Genomic DNA, 22,665 nt, shown 5'->3' with positions numbered 1-22,665 from the left:
CCTCATGAGGGATTCAGGACCGGACCAGTTGGTGCGCATGCAGCCGCACGCCCAGCGCCACGCCGGCCGCGTTCGGCCGCGGCGTCACCAGGCTCACGCAGATCACGGTGGCGGCGTTGATCGCCATGGCGATCAGGCCCACCTCCCAGCCCGGGAAGAGCGCGCTCCACCAGGCTTGCGCGAAGGGCGCGAGCAGGGCGACGAAGCCCACCACGAGGCCGGCCGCCACGCCGAGGGCCGAGGTTCTCTTCCAAAGGAAGGCCAGGAACACGCCCGGGCCCAGCATGCCGATGGCGGAATAGGCCTTCAGCAGGATCGACACCAGCGAGCCCTTCTGGTCCATCGACAGCCACACGGCCAGCGCGGCGAAGGCCACCAGCGCGGCGCGCGAGATCAGCAGGGCCCGGGATTCGCTCAGGGCCGGGCACACCGGCGTCACCACGTTGCGCGTGAAGATCGTGCCGGCCGTGAGCAGCAGCACCGAGCCGGGCACCAGGGCCAGCAGCACGCCGGTGCCCGCCAGCAGGCCGACCACCCAGTCGGGGTACTGGGTGGACACGAACTGCAGCAAGGCCGCGTTCATGTTGTTGCCCGGGGGCAAGGTACCCGCGACCAGCGCGGCCAGGCCCAGCAGGATGATGAAGAAATAGGCCAGCGAGTAGATCGGCTGCCAGATCGCGTTGCGCCGGATCGCGGTCGGGCTGTGGGCCGAATACGAGATCTGGAACAGGTGCGGGAACACCCAGTTGCCCAGCGCGACGTTCAGCGCCGCGGTGATCAGCCACACATTGGTGGTCGGCGCGCCGGGGTCGGCGCCGGGCAGCTTGCCGATGCCGGGGCGGATGGCCTCGGCCATGTCGAAGATGTCGAACATCGAGCTGGCGCCGACCTTGTGGGCCACCGAGGCGGCCAGCACCGCCATCAGCACGATCATCATCACGTCCTTGACCCCGGCCGCGAACGCCGCCGAACGCAGGCCGGCCGCGAGCACGAAGGCCACCATCAAGCCGCCGGCCACGATCAGCGACAGCGTGGGCGACAAGGCCTGGTTGAAGGTGAGCGAGACGATCAGGCTCAGGCTGACCAACTGGATCTGCACGTAGATGACCAGGCTCGCGATGCCGATCAGGCCGGTGACCACGCCGAGCCAGGGCGCGTCATAGCGGTAGGCGAAGAAGTCCGCCTGCGTCAACAAGCCCGCGCTGCGACCGGCGCGCCAGATCTTGGGCATCAGCAGGTAGCCGATCGCGAAGGACAGCGAGACCGAGCAGAACGCCAGGTAGGCCGGCGCCCCGAGCGCCCAGGCGTAGCCCGCGATGCCGAAGACCGCGAAGGTGGTGTAGATCTCGCCGGCGTTCATGAACCAGAACAGCAGGGTGCCCATGCTGCGGCCACCGACGGCCCAGTCGGCCACCGTCTTGCCGCGCGCGGCGGCACGGCCGAAGCCGATGGCGCCCACCACCGTCGCGAGCAGCAACAGGGCCGCAACGGTGTATTTCATGACGAGGCCTTGCGGATCACGGTGGCGGCGAGGAAGGCGGCTTCCTCCTCTTCGAGGCCGGCGCGGCGGTCGAGATGGAAGACCAGCGCGAACACCAGGCTCGCGAAGACCACGCCGGCCATCTGCCAGACCATCGGGAAGGGCATGCCGAAGGGCCGCAGCGCCACCTCGTTCACGAGCGGAATGCAGGCGACCTGCCAGATGAAGGGCAGCGCGAGGAGCGCCAGGTGGGGCCGCTTGGGCGCAGAGCCGATGCCGGCCCGCCAGGTTGGAGTGGTCATGCTTACCTCGCGAAAGGAATGGGAGTCGAGCTGAAGACTGGATATTGTGCACTTTCACTGCACACTGTGAAGCGTATGTTTTCGATCAATGCAAGTCAATACGCCTTTTGCTAGAGGTAAACCCTTGTCCTGACCACCGAAATTCGCGCCAGCCATTGTGCAGTTTTACTACACAAACAATGGATCACTTATGCTTTGCGCCATGGCTTCCACACGGCTTGAATCAAAGTGCTCGGCAAACGATTGAATGAATTGCGGGTCGCCCGCGGCCTCTCGCTGAGAGCTTTGGCGAAAGATGCCGGCGTGTCGCCGACGCTGCTGAGCCAGATCGAACGCGAAGTGACCGAGCCCAGCCTCCACACGCTGCGCGCGCTGAGCACGGTGTTCGGCGAATCCATGGCGGCGCTCTTCCTGGACCCCGAGGCCCCTTCGGTCTGGCTCAGCCGCCCCGGCGAGCGCACGCAGATCATCGGACCCAAGGGCGCGGTCAGCTATGAACGCCTGACCCGCGGCAACGGTCCGATGGAAGTGCTGCGCGCCGTGTTCGTTCCGGGCCAGTTTTCGGTGGCCGACACGGACGCGGTCAGCCACCCCTCGGTCGAGTGCATCTACGTCATTCGCGGGACCATGACCGTCGAGATCGCCGGCGTGGCGCATCAGGTCCAGGCCGGCGAAGCCATCACCTTCGAAGCGATCCACGCGCATCGCTACGTCAATCATGGCGATGTCGACGCCGAGATCATCCTGTCGGTGACGCCGCCGATTCCCTGACTCCAGCGCTCGCGCACCACTTCGGATGCCCCGTTGCGGTGCGTTCGACGCGTCGGCAGTGGACGCGGTCTCCTGCGAACCGGAAACCCCGGGTTACGGCATGCACCCGCTTGGGTTCGCCTGAAGGGTTCGCACCAAGTGCGTGCCGGCACCGTTTTTGCTTGAATCCCGTGCATCCCTCCCCATCACGGAATTCCTGAATGAACAAGCGCCACCTGCTCCAGACCTTCCTCGCCGCCTCCGCCCTCAGCTTCGGCCTGGGCACTGCGCATGCGCAGACGACGCCGATCAAGTTCCAGCTGGACTGGCGCTTCGAGGGACCCGGGGCCTTTTTCACGCACCCGGCCGCCAAGGGCTACTTCAAGGCCAGCGGCCTCGACGTCACGGTCGATGCCGGCAACGGCTCGGGCGGCGCGGTCACGCGCGTGGCCTCGGGCGCCTACGACATGGGCTTCGCCGACCTGGCGGCGCTGATGGAGTTCCACGCCAACAACCCCGACAGCCCGAACAAGCCGGTCGCGGTGATGATGGTCTACAACAACACGCCGGCCTCGGTCATGGCGCTCAAGAAGAGCGGCATCACCAAGCCCGCCGACCTCGCGGGCAAGAAGCTCGGCGCGCCGGTGTTCGACGCCGGCCGCCGCGCCTTCCCGATCTTCGCCAAGGCCAACAACATCGGCGCGGTGAGCTGGACCGCGATGGACCCGACCCTGCGCGAGACCATGCTGCTGCGCGGCGACATCGACGCCATCACGGGCTTCACCTTCACTTCGCTGCTGAACCTGGAGACGCGCGGCGCCAAGGCGGCCGACATCGTCGTCCTGCCCTACCCCGACTACGGCGTGAAGCTGTACGGCAACGCGATCATCGCCTCGCCCAAGCTGATCAAGGAGAACCCGGCGGCCGTCAAGGCCTTCCTCATGGCCTTCACCAAGGGCGCCAAGGAAGTGATCGCCAACCCCGCGGTCGCGATCGAGTCGATCAAGGCGCGCGACGGCATCGTCAACAGCGAGCTCGAAACGCGCCGCCTGAAGCTCGCGATCGACACCGTGGTCAACACGCCCGACGCGCGCGCCGAGGGCTTCGGCCAGGTCAACGCGGGCCGGCTGTCGCTGATGGCCTCGCAGGTGTCGGACGCCTTCGCGACCAAGACCCGCGTCAACCCCGATGCCGTATGGAACGGTTCGATGCTGCCGCCGGCGGCCGAACTCAACATTCTGCGCAAGTGACGGCGGGAACCCAGAACGGGCCCTTCGTCGACTTCCAGGACGTCTGGCTCGCCTACAACGAAGAACTGCTGCGCGCCAACCACTTCGCGGTCGAGGCCATCGACCTGAAGGTCCAGCGCGGCGAATTCATCGCCATCGTCGGCCCCTCGGGCTGCGGCAAGTCGACCTTCATGAAGCTCACGACGGGCCTTCGGATGCCCTCGATGGGCAAGATCCGCATCGACGACCAGCCGGTCACCGGGCCGCTCAAGATCTCGGGCATGGCCTTCCAGGCGCCCTCGCTGCTGCCCTGGCGCACCACCGTCGACAACGTGCTGCTGCCGCTGGAGATCGTCGAGCCCTACCGCTCGACCTTCAAGGCCAAGCGCCGCGAGTACGTCGAGCGCGCCCGCCGGCTGCTGCAGAAGGTCGGCCTCGGCGGCTACGAGGACAAGTTCCCCTGGCAGCTCTCGGGCGGCATGCAGCAGCGCGCGAGCATCTGCCGCGCGCTGATCCACGAGCCCAAGATGCTGCTGCTCGACGAGCCCTTCGGCGCCCTCGACGCCTTCACCCGCGAGGAGCTCTGGTGCATCCTGCGCGACCTCTGGACCGAGCAGCGGTTCAACGTGATCCTGGTCACGCACGACCTGCGCGAGTCGGTGTTCCTGGCCGACACCGTGTACGTGATGAGCAAGAGCCCGGGCCGCTTCGTCGTCAAGCGCGAGATCGACCTCCCGCGCCCGCGCGAGCTGGCGCTGACCTACACCAAGGAGTTCACCGACATCGTGCTCGAGCTGCGCGGCCACATCGGCGCGATCCGGAGCCACGCGATCGCCGATGCCGCCAAGGCACCGGCCGTGATCGCGCAGTGATCCATCCATGAAAAACAACAAGCAAATCGAACGCTGGTCGCCCTGGCTGCTGCTGGTCGCGGTCATCGTGCTGTGGCAGATCATCTGCTCGGGCTTCGGCGTCTCGGAGTTCATCTTTCCGAGCCCGTGGCGCATCTGGACCCAGTTCTGGGAGTTCAAGGAAATCATCGCGGGCCACGCCTGGCGCACCTTCTGGGTCACGATGGCCGGCTTCGGCCTGGCGATCGTGGTGGGCGTGCTGCTGGGCTTCGTGATCGGCAGCTCGCGGCTGGCCTATGCCGCGATGTACCCGCTGATGACCGCCTTCAACGCGCTGCCCAAGGCGGCCTTCGTGCCGATCCTGGTGGTCTGGTTCGGCATCGGCGTCGGGCCGGCGATCCTCACGGCCTTCCTGATCAGCTTCTTCCCGATCATGGTCAACATCGCGACCGGCCTGGCAACGCTGGAGCCCGAGCTGGAGGACGTGCTGCGCGTGCTCGGCGCCAAGCGCTGGGACGTGCTGATGAAGATCGGCTTCCCGCGCTCGATGCCGTACTTCTTCGCCTCGCTCAAGGTGGCGATCACGCTGGCCTTCGTCGGCACCACGGTGTCGGAGATGACCGCCGCCAACGAGGGCATCGGCTACCTGCTGATCTCGGCCGGCTCGTCGATGCAGATGGGCCTGGCCTTCGCCGGGCTGATGGTGGTCGGTGCGATGGCGATGGGGATGTACGAGCTCTTCAGCGCGGTCGAGAAGCACACCACGGGCTGGGCGCACCGGGGTTCGCAGGGGGAGTGAACCGGGCCGACGCCGGGCCGCCCCAAGGCGGCCCGCGGCCCCCTCGGGGGGCAGCGACCCACACGAAGCGGGGGAGCGTGGGGGCTAATTTCGCCTATCCTTGCCAGTTCTTTTCCAGGAGAGACGAACCATGATCAAGGTCAGCGTGATGTATCCCAACACCGCCGGCGCGCGTTTCGACCACGCGTACTACCGCGACAAGCACATGCCGCTGCTCAAAAGCAGGATGGGCGATGCCTGCAAGTCCTACACGATCGACAAGGGCATCGCGGGCGGCGCACCGGGCGCACCCGCGCCTTACATCGGCATGTGCCACATCTTCTGCGACTCGGTGGAATCCTTCCAGGCCGCCTTCGGGCCGCATGCGAAGGAAATCATGGGCGACATCCCGAACTACACTGACCTGCAGCCGGTGATGCAGATCAGCGAAGTGGTGGTGGGTTAACCCCGCCAAGGCTCGACCTCGCACCGCAACCAACTCGGCCGGCGAAGCCCGGCCCGTTGGTGAAACACCGCGGAACCGGCTTTGCCGGGCCGCTGGTGTTGCCCCCGGCAGGGGGCTGAGGAGCCGCGGCTCCAAGCCTGCCTGCGCAGGCTTGGACGGCTCCGAAGAGCCGCTGCCTCTGGCAGCGACTCGAGGCGGCTACACGAAGTGAGCCAACCTGGGGGCGAGCTAAACCAACCGGGTCTCGATCTCGGTCTTGACCTCGGTCATCAGCCGGTGGACCGGGCACTTGCCCGCCACGCGCAGGAGATCGGCGCGCTGCGCTTCGGTCAGGTTGCCTGTGACGCGCAGCGACGTGCCCAGCCGATAGGTGCCCTTGCGTTCTTCGCTGTCATCGCGGTCGACGATCACTTCGATCTCTTCCACCGGAATGCCCTTGCGCTGCGCGTAGACGAGCACCGTGAGCGCCTTGCAGGCGCCGAGCGATGCGTCGTAGAGATCATGCGGCAAAGGCCCCTCATCCTTGCCGCCGAGATCCGGCGATGCATCGACCGGAAACTCGTGCGCGCGGATCTTGACGATGTGGCGGGTGCCGGTGATGCCGTCGCGGCGGACTGTGATGCTCATGAAGGTCTCCTGATGATCAGACGCGATGGTAGCGCCCGAGTGCTTCAGGCGGCCTGCGCGAGCGCCACGGATTGCATGCGATGCACTTCCGATTCGCCATGCTTCGCGAGCAATTGCATCAGGTGCTTGCGGATCAGCATGCCGGGCCGGTCCGACTCCATCGAGTACTCGACCCCGCGCCGCCGCGTGTCGACCAGCGCATCGGGGTCGGTCGATTCGAGGATGTCCTTGTCCTCGCGCGTGATCTCCTCGTCGAAATCGATCAGCATCTGCGCCGGACAGTCGGCCTCGGTGTCGTTGCGGAACAGCCATTGGCACAGCTGCATGCGGCCGTCGTCGATGGGCGTGAAGCAATTGATGATGATGTGGCGGATGCCCGAGGGGTACTCGATGTCGAGCCGGCGCGAGAACGGCAGGAAGTAGGCGTTGCGCATGTGGCGCGTGGTGATCGGGTCGGTCACGCCGCTGATGGCATGGAACCTGGCCGGGTTCGCGGCGTCGATCACGGTCTCGGCATGGAAGCCGCTCTCGTTCTCGACCAGTTCGTACCGGCTCGGCTTGGGGCTCGCCGCGACGCCGAAGGTGGCGCGGTGCACGAAGCTGAAATGCGAGTTGTCGAAGGAGTTCTCGAGCGCGCGCATCGGGCTGGTCTGCCACTCCTCGTAGAACTGATGGATGGTCCTGTAGCCCGGATCGTCGAACTCCGGAATCTCGGGAATCCCGGCGATGGGCTCCTCCAGCGCCACCCAGGCATAGCCGTGGCGCGCGGTGCAGTGGTAGGCCGTGGTCCGGTAGTCGGGCGAGATCTTGCGGTCGGCCTCGTACTGCGGAATGCGGATCACCTGTCCGCTGCGGTCGTAGGTCCAGCCGTGGTAGCCGCACTGGATCGCGCCCTGCCCGCAGGCCTTGCCTTCGCCGTCGACGCACCAGCCCTTCGAGAGCCTCGCGGTGCGATGGCAACAGCGGTCGCGCAGCGCGGCCGGCCGGCCTTCGGCATCGAGGAACAGGACGATGTTCTCGCCGAGCAGCGTGAAGGGCCTGGGCCCCTGCTGCAGTTCGGCCAACGGCATGACGGCATGCCAGAACTTGCGGAAGACGGGTTGTTGAGTGACGAGCATGAACGACTCCTTCGGTTGCGTGGGATCAACTTGAAAGAGCAATTTCCCGCCATGGCCTGCACGCACCCAAGCTGAACGCTTCTACTCTGCGCCGATCTTCTTGCAATTTGCGGGCCTGCAGCGCCTGGCATGCGTCCTGCATGGCAACGGGCAAGAGTAGAAGCGTTCAGCAGCGCACGCACCCCCTTCTTTTGTGCGCCGCCCGGAAATTGCTCTTGAAGCGCCCGCCGTCCGGCAGGTGCTCAGGACCCACGATTTCCAGGAGCCCCATCCATGCAACGCCGCACCTTCATCGCCACCGGCGCAGCCAGCGCCGCCGCCCTCGCCGCACCCGCCCTGTTCGCGCAGGGCGTCAAACCGACGCCGCTCAAGTTCACGCTCGACTTCCGCATCAACGCACAGACCGCGCCCTTCTTCCTGGCCGAGAGCAAGGGCTACTACCGGGACGAGGGCCTCGACGTCACGATCGACACCGGCGCCGGCTCGGTGGCCTCGATCACGCGCATCGCCAGCGGCGTCTACCAGCTCGGCCTCGGCGACATCAGCTCGCTGATCGAGTTCAATGCGCAGCATCCGGGCACCCCCGTGGTGCAGGCGGTCTACCAGTACTACAACCGGGCACCGTTCGTGATCATCGGCCGCAAGGACCGCGGCATCGGCGCCGACTTCAAGAGCCTGCAAGGCAAGAAGGTCGCGGCGGCCGCGGTCGAATCGACGCGGCGCGCCTGGCCGATGGTGGCGCGCAAGCAGGGCATGAAGGCCGACGCCTTCCAGTGGCAGACCACCGACTTCAGCGCCCGCGACAACGTGATGGTGCGCGGCGATGTCGATGCCGCCACCTACTTCCACGACTCGGCGATCTCGCTGTTCGCGCGCATGAAGCCCGAGGACCTCTCGGTGCTGAAGTATTCGGATGCCGGCGTCAATCTCTACGGCAACGCGATCCTGGCCAGCAGCAACCTGATCGCGCAGAACCCGAAGGCGGTGGCCGCTTTCCTGCGCGCGACGAACCGCGCGATCGTCGAGACCTTTGCCGACCCGGCGCCGAGCGTCGCGGCGATGCGCCAGCGCGAACCGATTCTCGACGCGAAGATCGAACTCGCCCGCTGGGCCATCACCGCGCAATACGTGGGCTCCGCCGACACACGCGGGCACGGCCTGGGCGACATCAGGAAGCTGCTGCTCGAGCAGCAGGTCGACGAAGTGGCCGAGGTGTTCGGGCTGCGGAACAAGCCGTCGGCCGATGCCATCTTCAACAGCTCGATGCTGCCGGCGCGCAATGAACGTAGCATCCCGGCATGAGTTCACTGCCTTCCGACAGCTTTCCCGCTGAACAGAAACTCGACGAGCGCGACGGCCGCTACCTGCGCAAGGCCATCGTCTGGTCACACGCCGCGCGCCGGCGCGGCAACCGGCCCTTCGGTGCGGTGGTGGTCTCGGCCGCCGGCGAGGTGCTGGCCGAGGCCTACTGCAACACCGCCGAGACCGGCGACGTCACCGGCCATGCCGAGACCAATGCCGTGCGCCTGCTCGGGGCACGCAAGCTGTCGCGCGAGGAGCTGGCCGGCGCCACGATCTATTCGTCGGGCGAGCCCTGCGTGATGTGCGCGGGCGCGATCTTCTGGGCCAACATCGGCCGCGTGGTGTTCGGCATCGACGCCGAGCGGCTGCGCGTGTTCCGCGGCGAGCGCGCCGACCAGCGCGACGCCGAGCTGTCCTGCCGCGACGTCTTCCGGGCCTCTGCCCATGCGATCGAATGCATCGGTCCGGCGTTGATCGACGAGGCCGCGGCGGCCCACGTCGGCGCCTGGAAATCCTGACGCCCGGCGCCGGGATCCCTACACTTCACGTCATGCCATGGCACGCGCGACTTGACCTCGACTACCAGCTGGAAGCCCGGCGCAGCGTGGCGCGCTTTCGCCACGACGGGCCGCTGCGCATCCTGCAGAGCCTCTACCCCGAAGGCGATGCGGTCTGCCACAACGTGCTGGTGCATCCGCCCGGCGGGCTGGTCGGCGGCGACACGCTGGACCTCCGCGTGCGTGCCGCGGCGGGCAGCCACGGACTGATCACCACGCCGGGCGCTTCGCGCTTCTATCGCTCGGACGGCGAGCTCGCGCTGCAGCGCTCCGAGCTGGTGGTCGAGGCCGGCGCCCGGCTCGAATGGCTGCCGCTCGAGGCGATCTGCTACAGCGGCTGCCGGGCCGAGAACCGCCTGAGCTTGCGCGTCGACCCGGGCGCCGAGCTGATCGGCTGGGACGTCACGGCGCTGGGCCTGCCGAATGCCGGCAAGCCCTTCGAGCTCGGCACGCTGCAGCAGCACATCGAGGCGCCCGGCGTGTGGCTGGAGCGCGGACGCATCGATGCCCGCGACCAGCGCCTGCTGCAGAGTCCGCTGGGCCTGGCCGGCCACCGCTGCCTGGCCTCGATCTTCTTCGTCGCCGGCTCGCCGATGGAGCGCGCCCGACGCGATGCCGCGCTGGAGGCCGCCCGGTCGCTGATCGAGGCCCACGCGCTGAGCGAAAGCGCGGGCGCCACCAGCCCGCATCCCGGAATCATCGTGCTGCGCACCCTGGCGCCGGTGGTCGAACCCGCGATGCACCTGCTGCGGCAGGTCTGGCAGGCCTGGCGCGCCGAGCTCTGGGGCCTGTCCGGCCAGCCGCCGCGGATCTGGTCGATGTAGGCGAACGGGGATGAGCCGCAGGGCCGCTCCCAAGGCGAATACCGAAGCGCTGTTGCGCGAAGGTACTCCAATGAGCGCGACCCGCACCGACATCCCCGCCCGTCTCGACCGCCTGCCCTGGTCGCGCTGGCACTGGCGCGTGGTGATTGCGCTCGGCGTGGCCTGGGTGCTGGACGGACTCGAGGTCACGCTGGTCGGCTCGATCGGCGGCGTTCTCGAACGGCCCGACACGCTGGGGCTGAGCGCCGCGCAGATCGGCGGCTCGGGCTCGCTCTACGTCGGCGGCGCGGTCATCGGCGCATTGGCGTTCGGTCGCCTGGCGGACCGCCTCGGCCGCAAGAAGCTGTTCCTGGTCACGCTCGCGCTCTATGCGGCGGCGACGCTGGCCACCGCCTTCTCGCCCGATTTCGCCTTCTTCGCGCTGTGTCGCTTCGCCACCGGGCTCGGCATCGGCGGCGAGTATGCGGCGATCAACTCGGCCATCGACGAACTGATCCCGGCGCGGGTGCGCGGTCGCGTGAACCTCGCCATCAACGGCAGCTTCTGGATCGGTGCGGGGCTGGGGGCCGGGCTCAGCCTCTGGCTGCTCGACGCCCGGGTGCTGGGGCCGGTGTGGGGCTGGCGCGCCGGCTTCGCGCTGGGCGCCCTGCTCGCCGTGGCGATCCTGCTGGTGCGCCGCAACGTTCCCGAGAGCCCGCGCTGGCTGATCGCGCACGGCCGTGCCGACGAGGCCGAGCGCATCATGCAAGGCATCGAGGCCGAAGTGACGGCGCAGCATGGGGCACTGCCTCCCGCAATCGGCCATGTGAGCTTCGGCGGCCGGGCCGGCCCCGGCTGGCGCGAGGTGGCGCAGGTGCTGCTGCGGCGCTACCCGCGGCGCAGCATGGTGGCGCTGGCCCTGATGATCTCGCAGGCCTTCCTCTACAACGCGATCTTCTTCACCTACGCGCTGGTGCTGACGCGCTTCCACGGCGTGCCCGAAGGCCGGGTGGCGCTCTACATCTTTCCGTTCGCGCTCGGCAACGTGCTGGGGCCGCTGCTGCTGGGCCCGCTGTTCGACCACGTCGGCCGGCGCCGGATGATCGCACTGACCTATGGGCTCTCGGGTGTCGGCCTGGCGCTGACCGGCTGGGCCTTCATGCAGGGCTGGCTCGACGCCCGCAGCCAGGCCCTGTGCTGGTCGGCGGTGTTCTTCCTCGCCTCCGCCGCGGCCAGCTCGGCCTACCTCACGGTCAGCGAGGTGTTTCCGCTCGAAATGCGCGCGGTCGCGATCTCGATCTTCTATGCGGTGGGCACCGGTGCCGGCGGCTTCGTGGCGCCGTGGCTGTTCGGCGCCCTGATCGAGACCGGCAGCCGCGGCGCGGTCGCCATCGGCTACGCGATCGGCGCCGGGCTCGTCATCATCGCCGGGCTGCTGGCGCTGCGCTTCGCGGTCGACGCGGAACGCAAGCCGCTCGAGGAGGTCGCGCCGCCGCTCACTGCGCCCCCACCGTGACCCGCGCCGTCATGTACGGATGCACCGCGCAGACATAGTCGTAGGCCCCCGGCATCGGGAAGGCCCGGCTGAAGCTCTGGCCCGGCAGCATCAGCGCCATGCCCGGCGCGCCGTCGGCGAACGCGAGGCCGTGCGGCGCGCCGTCGTCGTTGGTCCAGGTCACGCTGTCGCCGGCGTGGATCGCGAGCAGCGCAGGCCCGAAGGCGAAGTTCTCGATCGAGACCCGGGCGCCGCTCCCGGCCCGGTGCTGCACCGCCACCTTGCGCGGTGCGTTGCCCACCGCGATGGTGACCACCGGGCCGCCCGCGAGGTCGACCAGGCTGACGTCGTTGGACCCTTCGTTGGTCACGAGCACCTTCTTGCCGCCGGGCAGGACGTCGACCCAGTGCGGCTGCTTGCCGACCGCGATGCTGCCGCTGGGTGCCTGGGTTGCCGGGTCGAACAGCATCAGCTCGCCCGGCCCCTGGACCACCACGACGCCGGCCCGGGCGCCCGCGAACAGATGCGCCACATGGGGCGAGACGCCGGTGGGGATCTGCGCCACCGGCTTGTTCGACGCGGCGTCGAACACCTGCACCGCGCTGACGCCGGCCAGCGTCACGTAGAGCATCTTGCCGTCGGGGCTGAATTCGAGGTCGCGCGGCGTCTTCTCGACCGGCACGCTCGCGGCGACCTTGCGCGTCGCCAGATCGATCACCACCAGCGCGAAGCTGCCCGGTGCCTGCGAGGAGACGTAGGCCTTCCTGCCGTCGGGTCCGACCGCGAGCGTGTGCGGCTTGGCCACCGGCACGGTCGCCGCCACCGCATGCGTCGCCACATCGACGAAGGCCACCCGGTCCTCGCCATTCACGGCCACCAGCAGCCACCGTCCGTCGGGCGTGATGGCCAGGCCCTGGGGCCCCTTGCCGACCTCCACGGTGCCGCTGATGCGATCGCTCGCGGTGTCGATCACGCTGAGACTGGACCCGCTGGCGCCGCTGACGAAGACCTGGCGATCATTGCGGGCGACCACGATGCCGTCGGGACCCGCGGCCACCGGCACCGTCGCGACGAGGCGCTGGGCGGCGGTGTCGATCACGCTGACCGTGTCGTCCTTGAAATTGCCCACATAGGCCTTGGCGCCGGCGGCAAAGGCGGGGTTGGCCAGCAGCAGGGCAGCCAGCGCGGCGGCAAGTATCGGCTTCAGCTTCATGGTGGGACTCCTGAACAAGGGGGGGAAAGGAACAGAATCGACACCAGGCATGACGGCCCCGGCGCCCTGGCTATTCCCGACCCCCGGAATAAAGAGCGGCTTCGGCCCGTCAAGCAGGGGAAGGAATCCGGTGACCGATCGCACCCGTCGATTCGAGGCCGCGGCCCTGCCGCATCTGCCTGCCGCGTACAACCTCGCGCGCTGGCTGCTGCGCGACGAGCGCCAGGCGGAGGACGCAGTGCAGGACGCCTACTTGCGCGCTTTCCGCTTCTACGACGACCTGCGCGGCGAGCAGGCCCGGCCCTGGCTGCTGGGCATCGTGCGCAACGCCTGCTACGACTGCATGCGCCAGCACCGGCACCTGGCCGACCAGGTCGAGTTCGACGAGCTGCGCGACAGCGGCGGCGACGCGCCCGGGAACCTCGGCGATCCCGCGGTGGTCTGGGAACAGCGCACGCGCGGCCAACGGATCAACGCCGCGATCGAGGCGCTGGCGCCGTCGTTCCGCGAAGTCATCGTGCTGCGCGAACTGGAGGAGATGTCGTACGAAGACATCGCACGCATCGCCGGCGTTCCGATCGGCACGGTGATGTCGCGGCTGTCGCGCGCACGGGCCTTGCTGCGCACCGCGCTGCAGGCGGAAGCGCCGCACGGACAACGGGAAGGAAGGCGTGATGCAAGCAGTTGAAGACGACGATCTGGGCGCGATGATCCGGCGCGAGGGCACGCGGCATGCGCCGCCCGCGGCGCTGGCCGAGCGCATCCGTGCCGATCTGCAAGGCGGGCAGGCGCCCCCCGCTCGTCCCCGGCGCGCGCCCGTGTCGGGCCGCTGGCTCCAGGCCTTCGCGCTGTTCGGCGCCGGCGCGGCGACCGCCTGGGGCCTGGCGCTCGCGCTGCTGGTGGTGCCTGTGCAGGATGCGACGAGCGAGGCCGTCACCGACAGCCATGTCCGCTCCTTGATGGCCTCGCACCTCGCCGACGTGGCCTCCACCGACCAGCACACCGTCAAGCCCTGGTTCGCCGGCAAGCTGGATTTCTCACCGCCGGTGATCGATCTCGCGGCCGAGGGCATGCCGCTGGCCGGCGGCCGCCTCGATGTCGTCGACGGCCATCCGGTTGCCGCATTGGTCTACCGGTCGGGTCCGCACGTGATCAACCTGTTCGTCTGGCCGGCAGCACAGGGGACATCGAGCGCGCCTCGGCTGCTGGCACGGCGCGGCTACAACCTCGTGCACTGGGCCCAGGGCGGGATGCAGGCCTGGGCCGTCTCGGACCTCAACGCCTCGGAGCTGCGGGCCTTCGCCGCGCTCGCCAGCGAAAGGATGGCGGCGGCCGCACCTGCCGCGCGCTGATCAGATCGCGACCAGCTGACGCACGCCGTTGGCTTCCATGTCCTTGCCGAGGCCGCGCGCGATGACTTCGCCGCGTTCCATCACGAGGTAGTCGTCGGCCAGTTCCTGCGCGAAGTCGTAGTACTGCTCGCACAGCACGATCGCCATGTCGCCGCGGTCGGCCAGCATGCGGATCACGCGGCCGATGTCCTTGATGATGCTCGGCTGGATGCCCTCGGTGGGCTCGTCGAGGATGAGCAGCTTGGGGCTAGGCGCCAGCGCGCGGGCAATCGCGAGCTGTTGCTGCTGGCCGCCGGACAGGTCGCCGCCGCGCCGGTTCAGCATCTGCTTGAGCACCGGGAACAGCTCGTACAGCTCCGGCGGAACCGGCGTCGAGCCCGGCTTGTAGGCCAGGCCCATGCGCAGGTTCTCCTCGACCGTCAGGCGCGCGAAGATCTCGCGGCCCTGCGGAACGAAGCCCATGCCGGCGCGGGCGCGCTCGTAGGGCGTCTTCTTCTGGATCGGCGCGCCGTCGAACTCGATGCTGCCGCTCTTGATCGGCACCAGGCCCATCAGCGACTTGAGCAGCGTGGTCTTGCCGACGCCGTTGCGGCCCAGCAGCACCGTGACCTTGCCCAGGCGAGCTTCGCACTTTTCTTTGTCTCGCCCGCCGGGGCGAGACCCGGCCCCCGCCTCCAGCAAGGAAAGTGATCGACTCACCGCCCAAGATAGACCTCGATCACCCGCTCGTCGGCCTGCACCTCGTCGAGCGTGCCTTGCGCCAGCACCGACCCGTCGCACAGCACCGTGACGATCTCCGAGATAGTCCGGATGAAGCTCATGTCGTGCTCCACGACCATCAGCGAATGCTTGCCCTTCAGGCTCAGGAACAGCTCGGCCGTGCGCGCGGTCTCCTCGTCGGTCATGCCCGCCACCGGTTCGTCGAGCAGCAGCAGCTTCGGGTCCTGCATCAGCAGCATGCCGATCTCCAGCCACTGCTTCTGGCCGTGGCTCAGGTTGCCGGCCAGGCGCAGCACGCTGCCTTCCAGGTGGATCGTGTGCAGCACCTCCGCGAGCCGATCCGCCTGCGCCGAATCCAGCCTGAACAGCATCGACGCCTTGACGCCCTTGTCGGTCTTGAGCGCCAGCTCGAGGTTCTCGAACACGGTCAGGTGCTCGAACACCGTCGGCTTCTGGAACTTGCGTCCGATGCCGAGCTGCGCGATCTCGGCCTCCTTGTGGCGCAGCAGGTCGATGGTGCTGCCGAAGAACACCGTGCCCTCGTCGGGCCGCGTCTTGCCGGTGATGATGTCCATCATCGTGGTCTTGCCGGCGCCGTTCGGCCCGATGATGCAGCGCAGCTCGCCCGGCGCGATGTCGAGCGAGAGCTTGTTGATCGCCTTGAAGCCGTCGAAGCTGACGCTGACATCTTCGAGGTAGAGGATGCGGCCGTGCGTCGTGTCGACCTCGCCCGCGGTGGCGTGTCGTCCATAGCCCGCGGCGCGGCCGCCGGATTCGGTCTGCAAGGCGTGATCGGCCGCGCCTACGTGGCGGGCAATGCGCTCGGCACCGGCGTCCATCAGGTCGGGCGTCATGCGCGGGCCCCCTTCGCTTCGACCGCCAGCGGCGGCAATGCCACGGGCTCGACGCCCTGCTCGACCGCCACGGCGCGCTGCGCCTCGCGGCGGCCTTCGCGCGGCGCCTTGGCCCTGGACCTCCAGTTGTTCACCAGTCCGACGATGCCGTTCGGCAGGAACAAGGTGACCGCGATGAACAGCGCACCGAGGAAGTAGAGCCAGTACTCGGGGTAGGCCACCGTGAGCCAGCTCTTCGCACCGTTGACGATGAACGCGCCGATGATCGGTCCGATCAGCGTGGCCCGGCCGCCGACCGCGGCCCAGATCGCGATCTCGATCGAGTTGGCGGCGCTCATCTCGCCCGGGTTGATGATGCCGACCTGCGGCACGTAGAGCGCGCCCGCCACGCCGCACATGATGGCCGAGATGACCCAGATCGTGAGCTTGTAGCCCAGCGGGTTGTAGCCCGAGAACATCACGCGCGTCTCGGCATCGCGGATGGCCTGCAGCACGCGGCCGAACTTGCTCGCGATCAGCCACTTCGAGAACAGGAAGCAGCCCAGCAGCGTGAGGCCGGTCAGCGCGAACAGGGTCATGCGCATCTCCTGGGTCTGGATCGGAATGCCCAGGATGCGCTTGAAGTCGGTGAAGCCGTTGTTGCCGCCGAAGCCGGTCTCGTTGCGGAAGAACAGCAGCATCGCCGCAAAGGTCATGGCCTGCGTGATGATCGAGAAATACACGCCCTTGATGCGCGAGCGGAAGGCGAAGAAGCCGAACACGAAGGCGATCAGGCCCGGTACGGCGACGATCAGGATCAGCGTGGCGATGAAGCTGTCGCTGAAGGTCCAGTGCCAGGGCAGCGTCTTCCAGTCGAGGAACACCATGAAGTCCGGCAGGTCGCTCTTGTAGTTGCCGTCGCGGCCGATCTGGCGCATGAGGTACATGCCCATCATGTAGCCGCCGAGCGCGAAGAACAGGCCATGGCCCAGCGACAGGATGCCGGTGTAGCCCCAGATCAGGTCCATCGCCAGTGCACAGATGGCGTAGCACATGATCTTGCCGACCAGCGCCACCGCGTAGTCGCTCAGGTGCAGCGCGCTGCCCGCGGGCACCACGATGTTGAGCACCGGCGCCAAGGCGCAGACCACGATCAGCGCGACGAAGAAGACGGTCCAGCCCTTGCCGCTGAGCAACGGTCCCTTGGAAGGTAGTACAGCTTTGCTCATGCCTCGGCGCTCCGGCCTTTCATTGCGAAGATCCCTTGCGGCCGCTTCTGGATGAAGATGATGATGAAGACCAGCACCGCGATCTTCGCGAGCACCGCGCCGGCCCAGCCTTCGATGAACTTGTTCAGGATGCCGAGGCCCATCGCCGCGTACACCGTGCCCGCGAGCTGGCCGACGCCGCCCATCACGACCACCATGAACGAGTCGACGATGTAGCTCTGGCCCAGGTCCGGGCCGACATTGCCAATCTGCGACAGCGCACAGCCCGCCAGCCCCGCGATGCCCGAGCCGAGCGCGAAGGCGTAGGTGTCGATGCGCGCGGTGTTGACGCCCATGCAGGAGGCGATCGGACGGTTCTGGGTGACGCCGCGCACGAACAGCCCGAGCCGCGTGCGGCCGATCAGCCAGCCCATCGCGAGCAGCACCAGGCCCGCGAAGACGATGATGCAGATGCGGTTCCAGGGCAGCGTGACGTTGCTCAGCATGGTCAGGCCGCCGCTCATCCAGGACGGGTTCTCGACGCCGACGTTCTGGGCGCCGAAGATCGAACGCACCAGCTGCTGCAGCATCAGCGAGATGCCCCAGGTGGCCAGCAGCGTCTCGAGCGGCCGGCCATACAGGAAGCGGATGACGCCGCGCTCCAGCACCGCGCCCACCAGCGCCGAGGCCAGGAAGGCGACCGGAATCGCCGCCACCAGGTACCAGCCGAAGGCCGACTCGGGCAGGTAGCGCTGGAACAGGCCCTGCATCACGTAGGTGGCGTAGGCGCCGATCATCATCAGCTCGCCGTGCGCCATGTTGATCACGCCCATCAGGCCGTAGGTGATCGCCAGGCCGAGCGCGGCCAGCAGCAGCACCGAGCCCAGGCTGATGCCGCTGAAGATCGCGTTGATGCGGTCGCCCCAGACCAGCGAGCCGTCGATGCTGCGGATCGAGGCCAGGATGGCGGCCTTGACGTCGGCCTCGGTCTCGTCGGCGAGCCGCTGGTTCAGCAGCAGCTTCGTGTCGGGGCTGCGGCTGGCGCCGAGGTCGCTGGCGGCGGCCAGGCGCTTGCCCTTGTCGGTGCTCGTGAGCATGCTGGCGGCACGCACCAGTTCGAGCTGTGCCTTGATCCCGGGATTGGTTTCGGCGGCCAGCGCCTTCTCGACCATCGGCAGGCGCGACTCGTCGGGCTCCTTGAACAGCGCCTGCGCGGCCTCGGCGCGCACCGCGTCGTCCTTGCTCGTGAGCTTGAGCGCGGCCTGCGCGGCATCCAGCGCGCCGCGCATCAGGTTGTTGTTGACCACGTCCTCGGCGTCGTCGGGCAGCTTCTGCTCGGCGCCGGTGACCGGGTCGTAGGCCTTCTCGTCCCTGAGGACGAAGACCTTGTCGGCCGTGTACTTCACCGCGTCATCCGACATCGCCTGGATGAAGGCGGCGGTCTTGTCGTCGGCCGTGAGGACGGCCTGGTTGAGCGCCGCGATGCGGGCCTCCGACTCGCCCGATGCGATGGCCTTCGCCTCGTCAGCGGTCAGCGCGTAGCCGGGAGCAGCCGCCAGCAGCATGAACGCCGCCGCGCAAGATGGAATGAAGCGCATAAGTGTGAAGACGGCGTTCTCTCTGTTCCAGAAACACCGCGGAACCGGCTCCGCCGGGCCGCTGGTGTTGCCCCCTTGAGGGGGGACTCGCTACACGAAGTGAGCGATTCGAGGGTGGTCCAGTTACATCGACTTTCCGGCAGGCTGATCGGGCTTCTTGTCGTTGCCTTCGATGAACGGGCTCCACGGCTTGGCCTTGACCGGACCCGGCGTCTTCCAGACCACGTTGAACTGCCCGTCGGCCTTGATCTCGCCGATGAACACGCTCTTGTGCAGGTGGTGGTTCTTCTCGTCCATCTTCGAGACGATGCCCGAGGGTGCGTTGAAGGTCTGGCCAGCCATCGCCGCGATCACCTTGTCGGTGTCGGTGCTCTTGGCCTTCTCGACCGCCTGCTTCCACATGTGGATGCCGATCCAGGTGGCTTCCATCGGGTCGTTGGTCAGCGGCTTGTCCTTGTGGCCCGGGATGTTCTTGGCCTTGGCGTAGTCGCTCCACTGCTTGATGAAGGCCGTGTTGGTCGGGTTCTTCAGGCTCATGAAGTAGTTCCAGGCGGCCAGGTGGCCGACCAGCGGCTTGGTGTCGACGCCGCGCAGTTCTTCCTCGCCCACCGAGAAGGCCACCACGGGCACGTCCTTGGCCTTCAGGCCGGCGTTGCCGAGTTCCTTGTAGAAGGGCACGTTGGAGTCGCCGTTGATGGTCGAGACCACCGCGGTCTTGCCGCCGGCCGAGAACTTCTTGATGTCGGCGACGATGGTCTGGTAGTCGCTGTGGCCGAAGGGGGTGTACTTCTCGTCGATGTCGGCATCCTTCACGCCCTTGCTCTTCAGGTAGGCGCGCAGGATCTTGTTGGTGGTGCGCGGATAGACGTAGTCGGTGCCCAGCAGGACCCAGCGCTTGGCGCCGCCGCCCTCCTTGCTCATCAGGTAGTCGACCGCCGGGATGGCTTGCTGGTTGGGCGCCGCGCCGGTGTAGAAGACATTCTTGCTGAGCTCTTCGCCCTCGTACTGCACGGGATAGAACAGCAGGCCGTTCATTTCCTCGACCACCGGCAGCACCGACTTGCGCGAGACCGAGGTCCAGCAACCGAAGATCACGGAAACCTTGTCCTGGCCCAGCAGCTGCTTGGTCTTCTCGGCGAACAGCGGCCAATTGGAGGCCGGGTCGACCACCACGGGCTCGAGCTTCTTGCCGAGCACGCCGCCCTTGGCGTTGATGTCGTCGATGGCCATCAGCACCGTGTCCTTCAACACGGTCTCCGAGATCGCCATGGTGCCGGACAGCGAATGCAGCACGCCGACCTTGATGGTGTCCTGCGCGAACGCAGGCGCAGCGCCGAGGCTCGCAAAAGCGACGGCGGCGCTGAGCGCCTTGAGTGTGAAACGACGTTGCATGGTGACTACCTTCTCCTGGTGTGGTTGGACGATGGAGAGGAGTCTGCGGATTGGGGAACGCCGCGGAAATACGCCGGGTGGCGTACAGGTTGTTGCTCGCCCCCAGGTTGCCCCGCACTTCGTGTCGCCCGCCTCGAGTCGCTGCCAGAGGCAGCGGCTCTTCGGAGCCGTCCAAGCCTGCGCAGGCAGGCTTGGAGCCGCGGCTCCTCAGCCCCCTACCGGGGGCAACACCTGCGGCCCGGCGGAGCCGGTTCCGCGCTGTTTCACCGACGGGCCTGGCTGCGCCGGCCAGGCACAGGCGCTGGGCTTGTTCTTCGGCTGTGCGACCAGCTCAGGTCGACGCTATGACCGCGGCGCGGTCTCCCGGAACTGGCGCGCCGCGAAGGCCCACACCAGCTTCGACGCGTCAGGCCCGGCCGCGTCGCTGAAATGCATGCTGGCCGCGCCGCCGCTCCAGGCATGCCCCAGGCCCGCGATCTCGCACAGCGTGACCGCCGTGCGGCCGCGTCGCGTGTAGTCGGTGATGCGCATCGGATGGCGCTTGCCTCTCTGCAGCAGGCGGGCGGCACCGGGCTTGGCTCCGGTGGCGACCGCCCAGACCGTCGCGGTGCTGCCGGCGTTGCTCGCCGACACCACGCTGTCGGCGTCGCCGTGCAGCACGAGCAGCGGCGGCAGCGTGGTGAAGACCGCCGCGGCACCCATCGCCTTGCCGACCGCGGTCGCCGGCATCGGCGGCACGTGCTGGCCGCGCATGGCGCCAAGCGCCGTGGCGGGCGATCTGGCCGCTCCGGGCGCCACGCCCGAGTGCATCGCGATCGCCTTGAAGCGCGCCGGATAGCGCGTGCCCAGCAAGGCCGCCATGCTGGCGCCGGCGGACAGCCCGGCGACCGCCACGCGCTCGCGGTCGGCCGGATAGAGCAGCAGCACCTGGTCGACCGCGGCCATCAGCGTGGCGGCCTCGGCATCGGCCTTGCCCGAGCGGCGGTCGTACCAGTTCCAGCAGCCCTGCGCATTGGCCAGCCGATCCTGCTCGGGGTAGAGCACCAGGAAGCGCTCGCGGTCGGCGATGCGGTTCATGCGCGTGCTGACCGCGAAATCGCGCCCGGTCTGGCCGCAGCCGTGCAGCATGACCATGAGCGGCAGTTTCTCGCCGGGCTCAAGCGCGAGAGCCGGCGGACGGTAGAGGTGATAGCGCCGCGCCCCGCCCGGGCCCAGCGCCGCCCCCGCGATCCAGTCACCGCGTCCCGGCGGCGGCTTGAGTTGACTGGCCGCCGCGCTCCGGACCCGGCTGGCGATCCGCTTGCCGCTGCCCAGCGTGGCCTTGGTGGCCTTGGTGAGCGCTTTCAGGTTGCGCGCGTAGGCACGTGTCAGCGGAGAGAGCGAACGGCGGGACATGGGGGCGGGACGGGGTGGGCGTGCATATCGTTGGGAACACGGTAGCAGCTTCGCCTCCGACCAGCTACCGGACGATCGGCCAACTCGCGCAAGGCCTGGCCGGCACCGGAGCGCGTCGGGTCAGTATCTTTCCGGCACGTACATGCTCGCAGGGACCGGGTGCCGCAGGTAATCCTCGTTGCGCACCCGCGCCGGCAGCGCCACCGCCGGATGCGGCACCTCGTGGTAGGGCAGCTGGCCCAGCAGGTGGTTGATGCAGTTCAGGCGGGCCTTCTTCTTGTCGACCGCCTGCACCACCCACCAGGGCGCCTCGGGGATGTGGGTGCGATCCAGCATCGTCTCCTTGGCCTTGGTGTATTCCTCCCAGCGGCGGCGGGATTCGAGGTCCATGGGGCTCAGCTTCCATTGCTTCAGCGGGTCGTGGATGCGGCCCAGGAAACGCATGTGCTGCTCCTCGTCGGTGATCGAGAACCAGTACTTGATCAGCTTGATGCCGGAGCGCACCAGCATGCGCTCGAAGTCGGGCACGGTGCGGAAGAACTCCTCGTATTCCTCGTCGGAGCAGAAGCCCATCACGCGCTCGACGCCGGCGCGGTTGTACCAGCTGCGATCGAACAGCACCATTTCGCCGGCCGCCGGAAGATGCGCCACGTAGCGCTGGAAGTACCACTGCGTGCGCTCGCGGTCGTTGGGCGCCGGCAGCGCCGCCACCCGCACCACGCGCGGATTGAGCCGCTGCGTGATGCGCTTGATCACGCCACCCTTGCCCGCGGCGTCGCGGCCTTCGAACAGGATCACGACCTTCTGGCGGCTGTGCTGCACCCAGTCCTGCAGCTTCACGAGCTCGCCCTGGAGCCGGAACAGCTCCTTGAAGTAGGCCTGGCGTGCAGCCTTGTCGGCGACGGTCCCCGACGCCATTTCGTCGAGGTTGCGGTCCTCGAGTTCGAGTTCGATCTCTTCGTCGTAGCTGTCGGCCAGGTCGCGCGCGATGCGCGCCATCAGGTCGTCGGGGTCGCTCAAGGTGCTCGGCAGCGTCATGGTTCTTCTCGGATGGCGGGGGATTGCACCATGCTGAGCCCGCCGGGTGACGGTCATGTGACAGAAAGTACGCAAAATGTGCGCAGGGGCGGCGTCGTCACGCGGCTGACACATGACTGCCACATGATCCCCCGACACGCCACCATGCCCCTCGCACG

General features: G+C 67.9%; 23 protein-coding genes. 11 read left to right on the top strand and 12 right to left on the bottom strand.

Annotated features, from left to right (window positions below):
- Window positions 1-13: 13 nt before the first annotated feature.
- Window positions 14-1,501: a sodium:solute symporter family protein gene (locus AC1DYK_RS28200; protein ID WP_478169291.1), complete on the bottom strand. Its 1,488-nt coding sequence runs from the start codon at window positions 1,499-1,501 to the stop codon at window positions 14-16.
- Window positions 1,498-1,782 (bottom strand): DUF3311 domain-containing protein, encoded by a 285-nt coding sequence (locus AC1DYK_RS28195; protein WP_478090045.1) that lies wholly within the window; start codon window positions 1,780-1,782, stop codon window positions 1,498-1,500. The genes AC1DYK_RS28200 and AC1DYK_RS28195 overlap by 4 nt, the downstream gene beginning before the upstream one ends.
- Window positions 1,783-2,010: 228 nt before the next feature.
- On the opposite strand from AC1DYK_RS28195, the gene AC1DYK_RS28190 reads away from it, so the two are divergent.
- The 5 genes from AC1DYK_RS28190 to AC1DYK_RS28170 all read left to right on the top strand — a co-directional run bounded on the left by AC1DYK_RS28190 (window position 2,011) and on the right by AC1DYK_RS28170 (window position 5,856).
- Complete coding sequence (locus tag AC1DYK_RS28190; protein WP_478169290.1) at window positions 2,011-2,553, top strand: helix-turn-helix domain-containing protein; 543 nt, start codon at window positions 2,011-2,013, stop codon at window positions 2,551-2,553.
- Window positions 2,554-2,753: 200 nt separating this feature from the next.
- Window positions 2,754-3,782, top strand: a complete 1,029-nt coding sequence (locus tag AC1DYK_RS28185) for an ABC transporter substrate-binding protein (protein ID WP_478169289.1) — start codon at window positions 2,754-2,756, stop codon at window positions 3,780-3,782.
- Window positions 3,779-4,633: an ABC transporter ATP-binding protein gene (locus AC1DYK_RS28180; protein ID WP_478169288.1), complete on the top strand. Its 855-nt coding sequence runs from the start codon at window positions 3,779-3,781 to the stop codon at window positions 4,631-4,633. Before AC1DYK_RS28185 ends, AC1DYK_RS28180 begins: the two co-directional genes overlap by 4 nt.
- Window positions 4,634-4,640: 7 nt before the next feature.
- On the top strand, window positions 4,641-5,411 hold the full coding sequence (locus AC1DYK_RS28175; RefSeq protein ID WP_286369269.1) for an ABC transporter permease: 771 nt from the start codon (window positions 4,641-4,643) through the stop codon (window positions 5,409-5,411).
- Window positions 5,412-5,541: 130 nt separating this feature from the next.
- The gene (locus AC1DYK_RS28170) at window positions 5,542-5,856 is read left to right on the top strand and encodes an EthD family reductase (RefSeq protein ID WP_478169287.1); all 315 of its coding nucleotides are present in this window, start codon (window positions 5,542-5,544) and stop codon (window positions 5,854-5,856) included.
- A 228-nt stretch (window positions 5,857-6,084) separates the two neighbouring features.
- Here AC1DYK_RS28170 and AC1DYK_RS28165 read toward each other — a convergent pair whose 3' ends face one another.
- Both AC1DYK_RS28165 and AC1DYK_RS28160 read right to left on the bottom strand, forming a co-directional pair.
- Entirely contained in the window at window positions 6,085-6,483 is a 399-nt protein-coding gene (locus AC1DYK_RS28165; RefSeq protein WP_478086767.1) for an OsmC family protein, read from the bottom strand.
- Between the two features lie 44 nt (window positions 6,484-6,527).
- A complete protein-coding gene (locus AC1DYK_RS28160) occupies window positions 6,528-7,601 on the bottom strand; it encodes an aromatic ring-hydroxylating dioxygenase subunit alpha (protein WP_478169286.1) in 1,074 nt (357 codons plus the stop codon).
- Window positions 7,602-7,874: 273 nt separating this feature from the next.
- On the opposite strand from AC1DYK_RS28160, the gene AC1DYK_RS28155 reads away from it, so the two are divergent.
- From AC1DYK_RS28155 to AC1DYK_RS28140, 4 genes are all read left to right on the top strand, one after another.
- On the top strand, window positions 7,875-8,903 hold the full coding sequence (locus AC1DYK_RS28155) for an ABC transporter substrate-binding protein (RefSeq protein WP_478169285.1): 1,029 nt from the start codon (window positions 7,875-7,877) through the stop codon (window positions 8,901-8,903).
- Window positions 8,900-9,421, top strand: coding sequence for a nucleoside deaminase (locus AC1DYK_RS28150; protein WP_478169284.1), 522 nt, complete (start codon window positions 8,900-8,902; stop codon window positions 9,419-9,421). Before AC1DYK_RS28155 ends, AC1DYK_RS28150 begins: the two co-directional genes overlap by 4 nt.
- A gap of 32 nt (window positions 9,422-9,453) precedes the next feature.
- A complete protein-coding gene (locus tag AC1DYK_RS28145; protein ID WP_478169283.1) occupies window positions 9,454-10,284 on the top strand; it encodes an urease accessory protein UreD in 831 nt (276 codons plus the stop codon).
- A 70-nt stretch (window positions 10,285-10,354) separates the two neighbouring features.
- The gene (locus AC1DYK_RS28140) at window positions 10,355-11,779 is read left to right on the top strand and encodes an MFS transporter (protein ID WP_478169282.1); all 1,425 of its coding nucleotides are present in this window, start codon (window positions 10,355-10,357) and stop codon (window positions 11,777-11,779) included.
- Here the strand turns inward: AC1DYK_RS28140 and AC1DYK_RS28135 are convergent.
- The gene (locus AC1DYK_RS28135) at window positions 11,760-12,971 is read right to left on the bottom strand and encodes a YVTN family beta-propeller repeat protein (RefSeq protein ID WP_478169281.1); all 1,212 of its coding nucleotides are present in this window, start codon (window positions 12,969-12,971) and stop codon (window positions 11,760-11,762) included. The genes AC1DYK_RS28140 and AC1DYK_RS28135 overlap by 20 nt on opposite strands.
- A gap of 130 nt (window positions 12,972-13,101) precedes the next feature.
- On the opposite strand from AC1DYK_RS28135, the gene AC1DYK_RS28130 reads away from it, so the two are divergent.
- Window positions 13,102-13,659 carry a sigma-70 family RNA polymerase sigma factor gene (locus tag AC1DYK_RS28130; RefSeq protein WP_478169280.1) on the top strand — a complete coding sequence of 186 codons (558 nt, stop codon included), beginning with the start codon at window positions 13,102-13,104 and terminating at the stop codon, window positions 13,657-13,659.
- On the top strand, window positions 13,646-14,323 hold the full coding sequence (locus AC1DYK_RS28125; protein WP_478169279.1) for an anti-sigma factor family protein: 678 nt from the start codon (window positions 13,646-13,648) through the stop codon (window positions 14,321-14,323). The genes AC1DYK_RS28130 and AC1DYK_RS28125 overlap by 14 nt, the downstream gene beginning before the upstream one ends.
- Here AC1DYK_RS28125 and urtE read toward each other — a convergent pair whose 3' ends face one another.
- From urtE to ppk2, 7 genes are all read right to left on the bottom strand, one after another.
- Window positions 14,324-15,004 (bottom strand): urea ABC transporter ATP-binding subunit UrtE, encoded by a 681-nt coding sequence (urtE, locus tag AC1DYK_RS28120; protein WP_478169306.1) that lies wholly within the window; start codon window positions 15,002-15,004, stop codon window positions 14,324-14,326.
- Between the two features lie 14 nt (window positions 15,005-15,018).
- A complete protein-coding gene (gene urtD / locus AC1DYK_RS28115; RefSeq protein ID WP_478169278.1) occupies window positions 15,019-15,897 on the bottom strand; it encodes an urea ABC transporter ATP-binding protein UrtD in 879 nt (292 codons plus the stop codon).
- Window positions 15,894-17,105, bottom strand: coding sequence for an urea ABC transporter permease subunit UrtC (gene urtC / locus AC1DYK_RS28110; protein WP_478169277.1), 1,212 nt, complete (start codon window positions 17,103-17,105; stop codon window positions 15,894-15,896). The genes urtD and urtC overlap by 4 nt, the downstream gene beginning before the upstream one ends.
- Window positions 17,102-18,682 (bottom strand): urea ABC transporter permease subunit UrtB, encoded by a 1,581-nt coding sequence (gene urtB / locus AC1DYK_RS28105; protein WP_478169276.1) that lies wholly within the window; start codon window positions 18,680-18,682, stop codon window positions 17,102-17,104. The genes urtC and urtB overlap by 4 nt, the downstream gene beginning before the upstream one ends.
- 123 nt (window positions 18,683-18,805) lie before the next feature.
- Window positions 18,806-20,074, bottom strand: a complete 1,269-nt coding sequence (gene urtA, locus AC1DYK_RS28100; RefSeq protein WP_478169275.1) for an urea ABC transporter substrate-binding protein — start codon at window positions 20,072-20,074, stop codon at window positions 18,806-18,808.
- Between the two features lie 342 nt (window positions 20,075-20,416).
- A complete protein-coding gene (locus tag AC1DYK_RS28095) occupies window positions 20,417-21,469 on the bottom strand; it encodes an extracellular catalytic domain type 1 short-chain-length polyhydroxyalkanoate depolymerase (protein WP_478169274.1) in 1,053 nt (350 codons plus the stop codon).
- A gap of 120 nt (window positions 21,470-21,589) precedes the next feature.
- A complete protein-coding gene (gene ppk2, locus AC1DYK_RS28090; protein ID WP_478169273.1) occupies window positions 21,590-22,507 on the bottom strand; it encodes a polyphosphate kinase 2 in 918 nt (305 codons plus the stop codon).
- Window positions 22,508-22,665 lie beyond the last annotated feature (158 nt).

It is taken from the genome of Variovorax sp. P2_H12, assembly GCF_056403395.1.
Note: the sequence above shows the minus strand (reverse complement) of the source record. Positions and strands in the feature narration are given on the sequence as shown.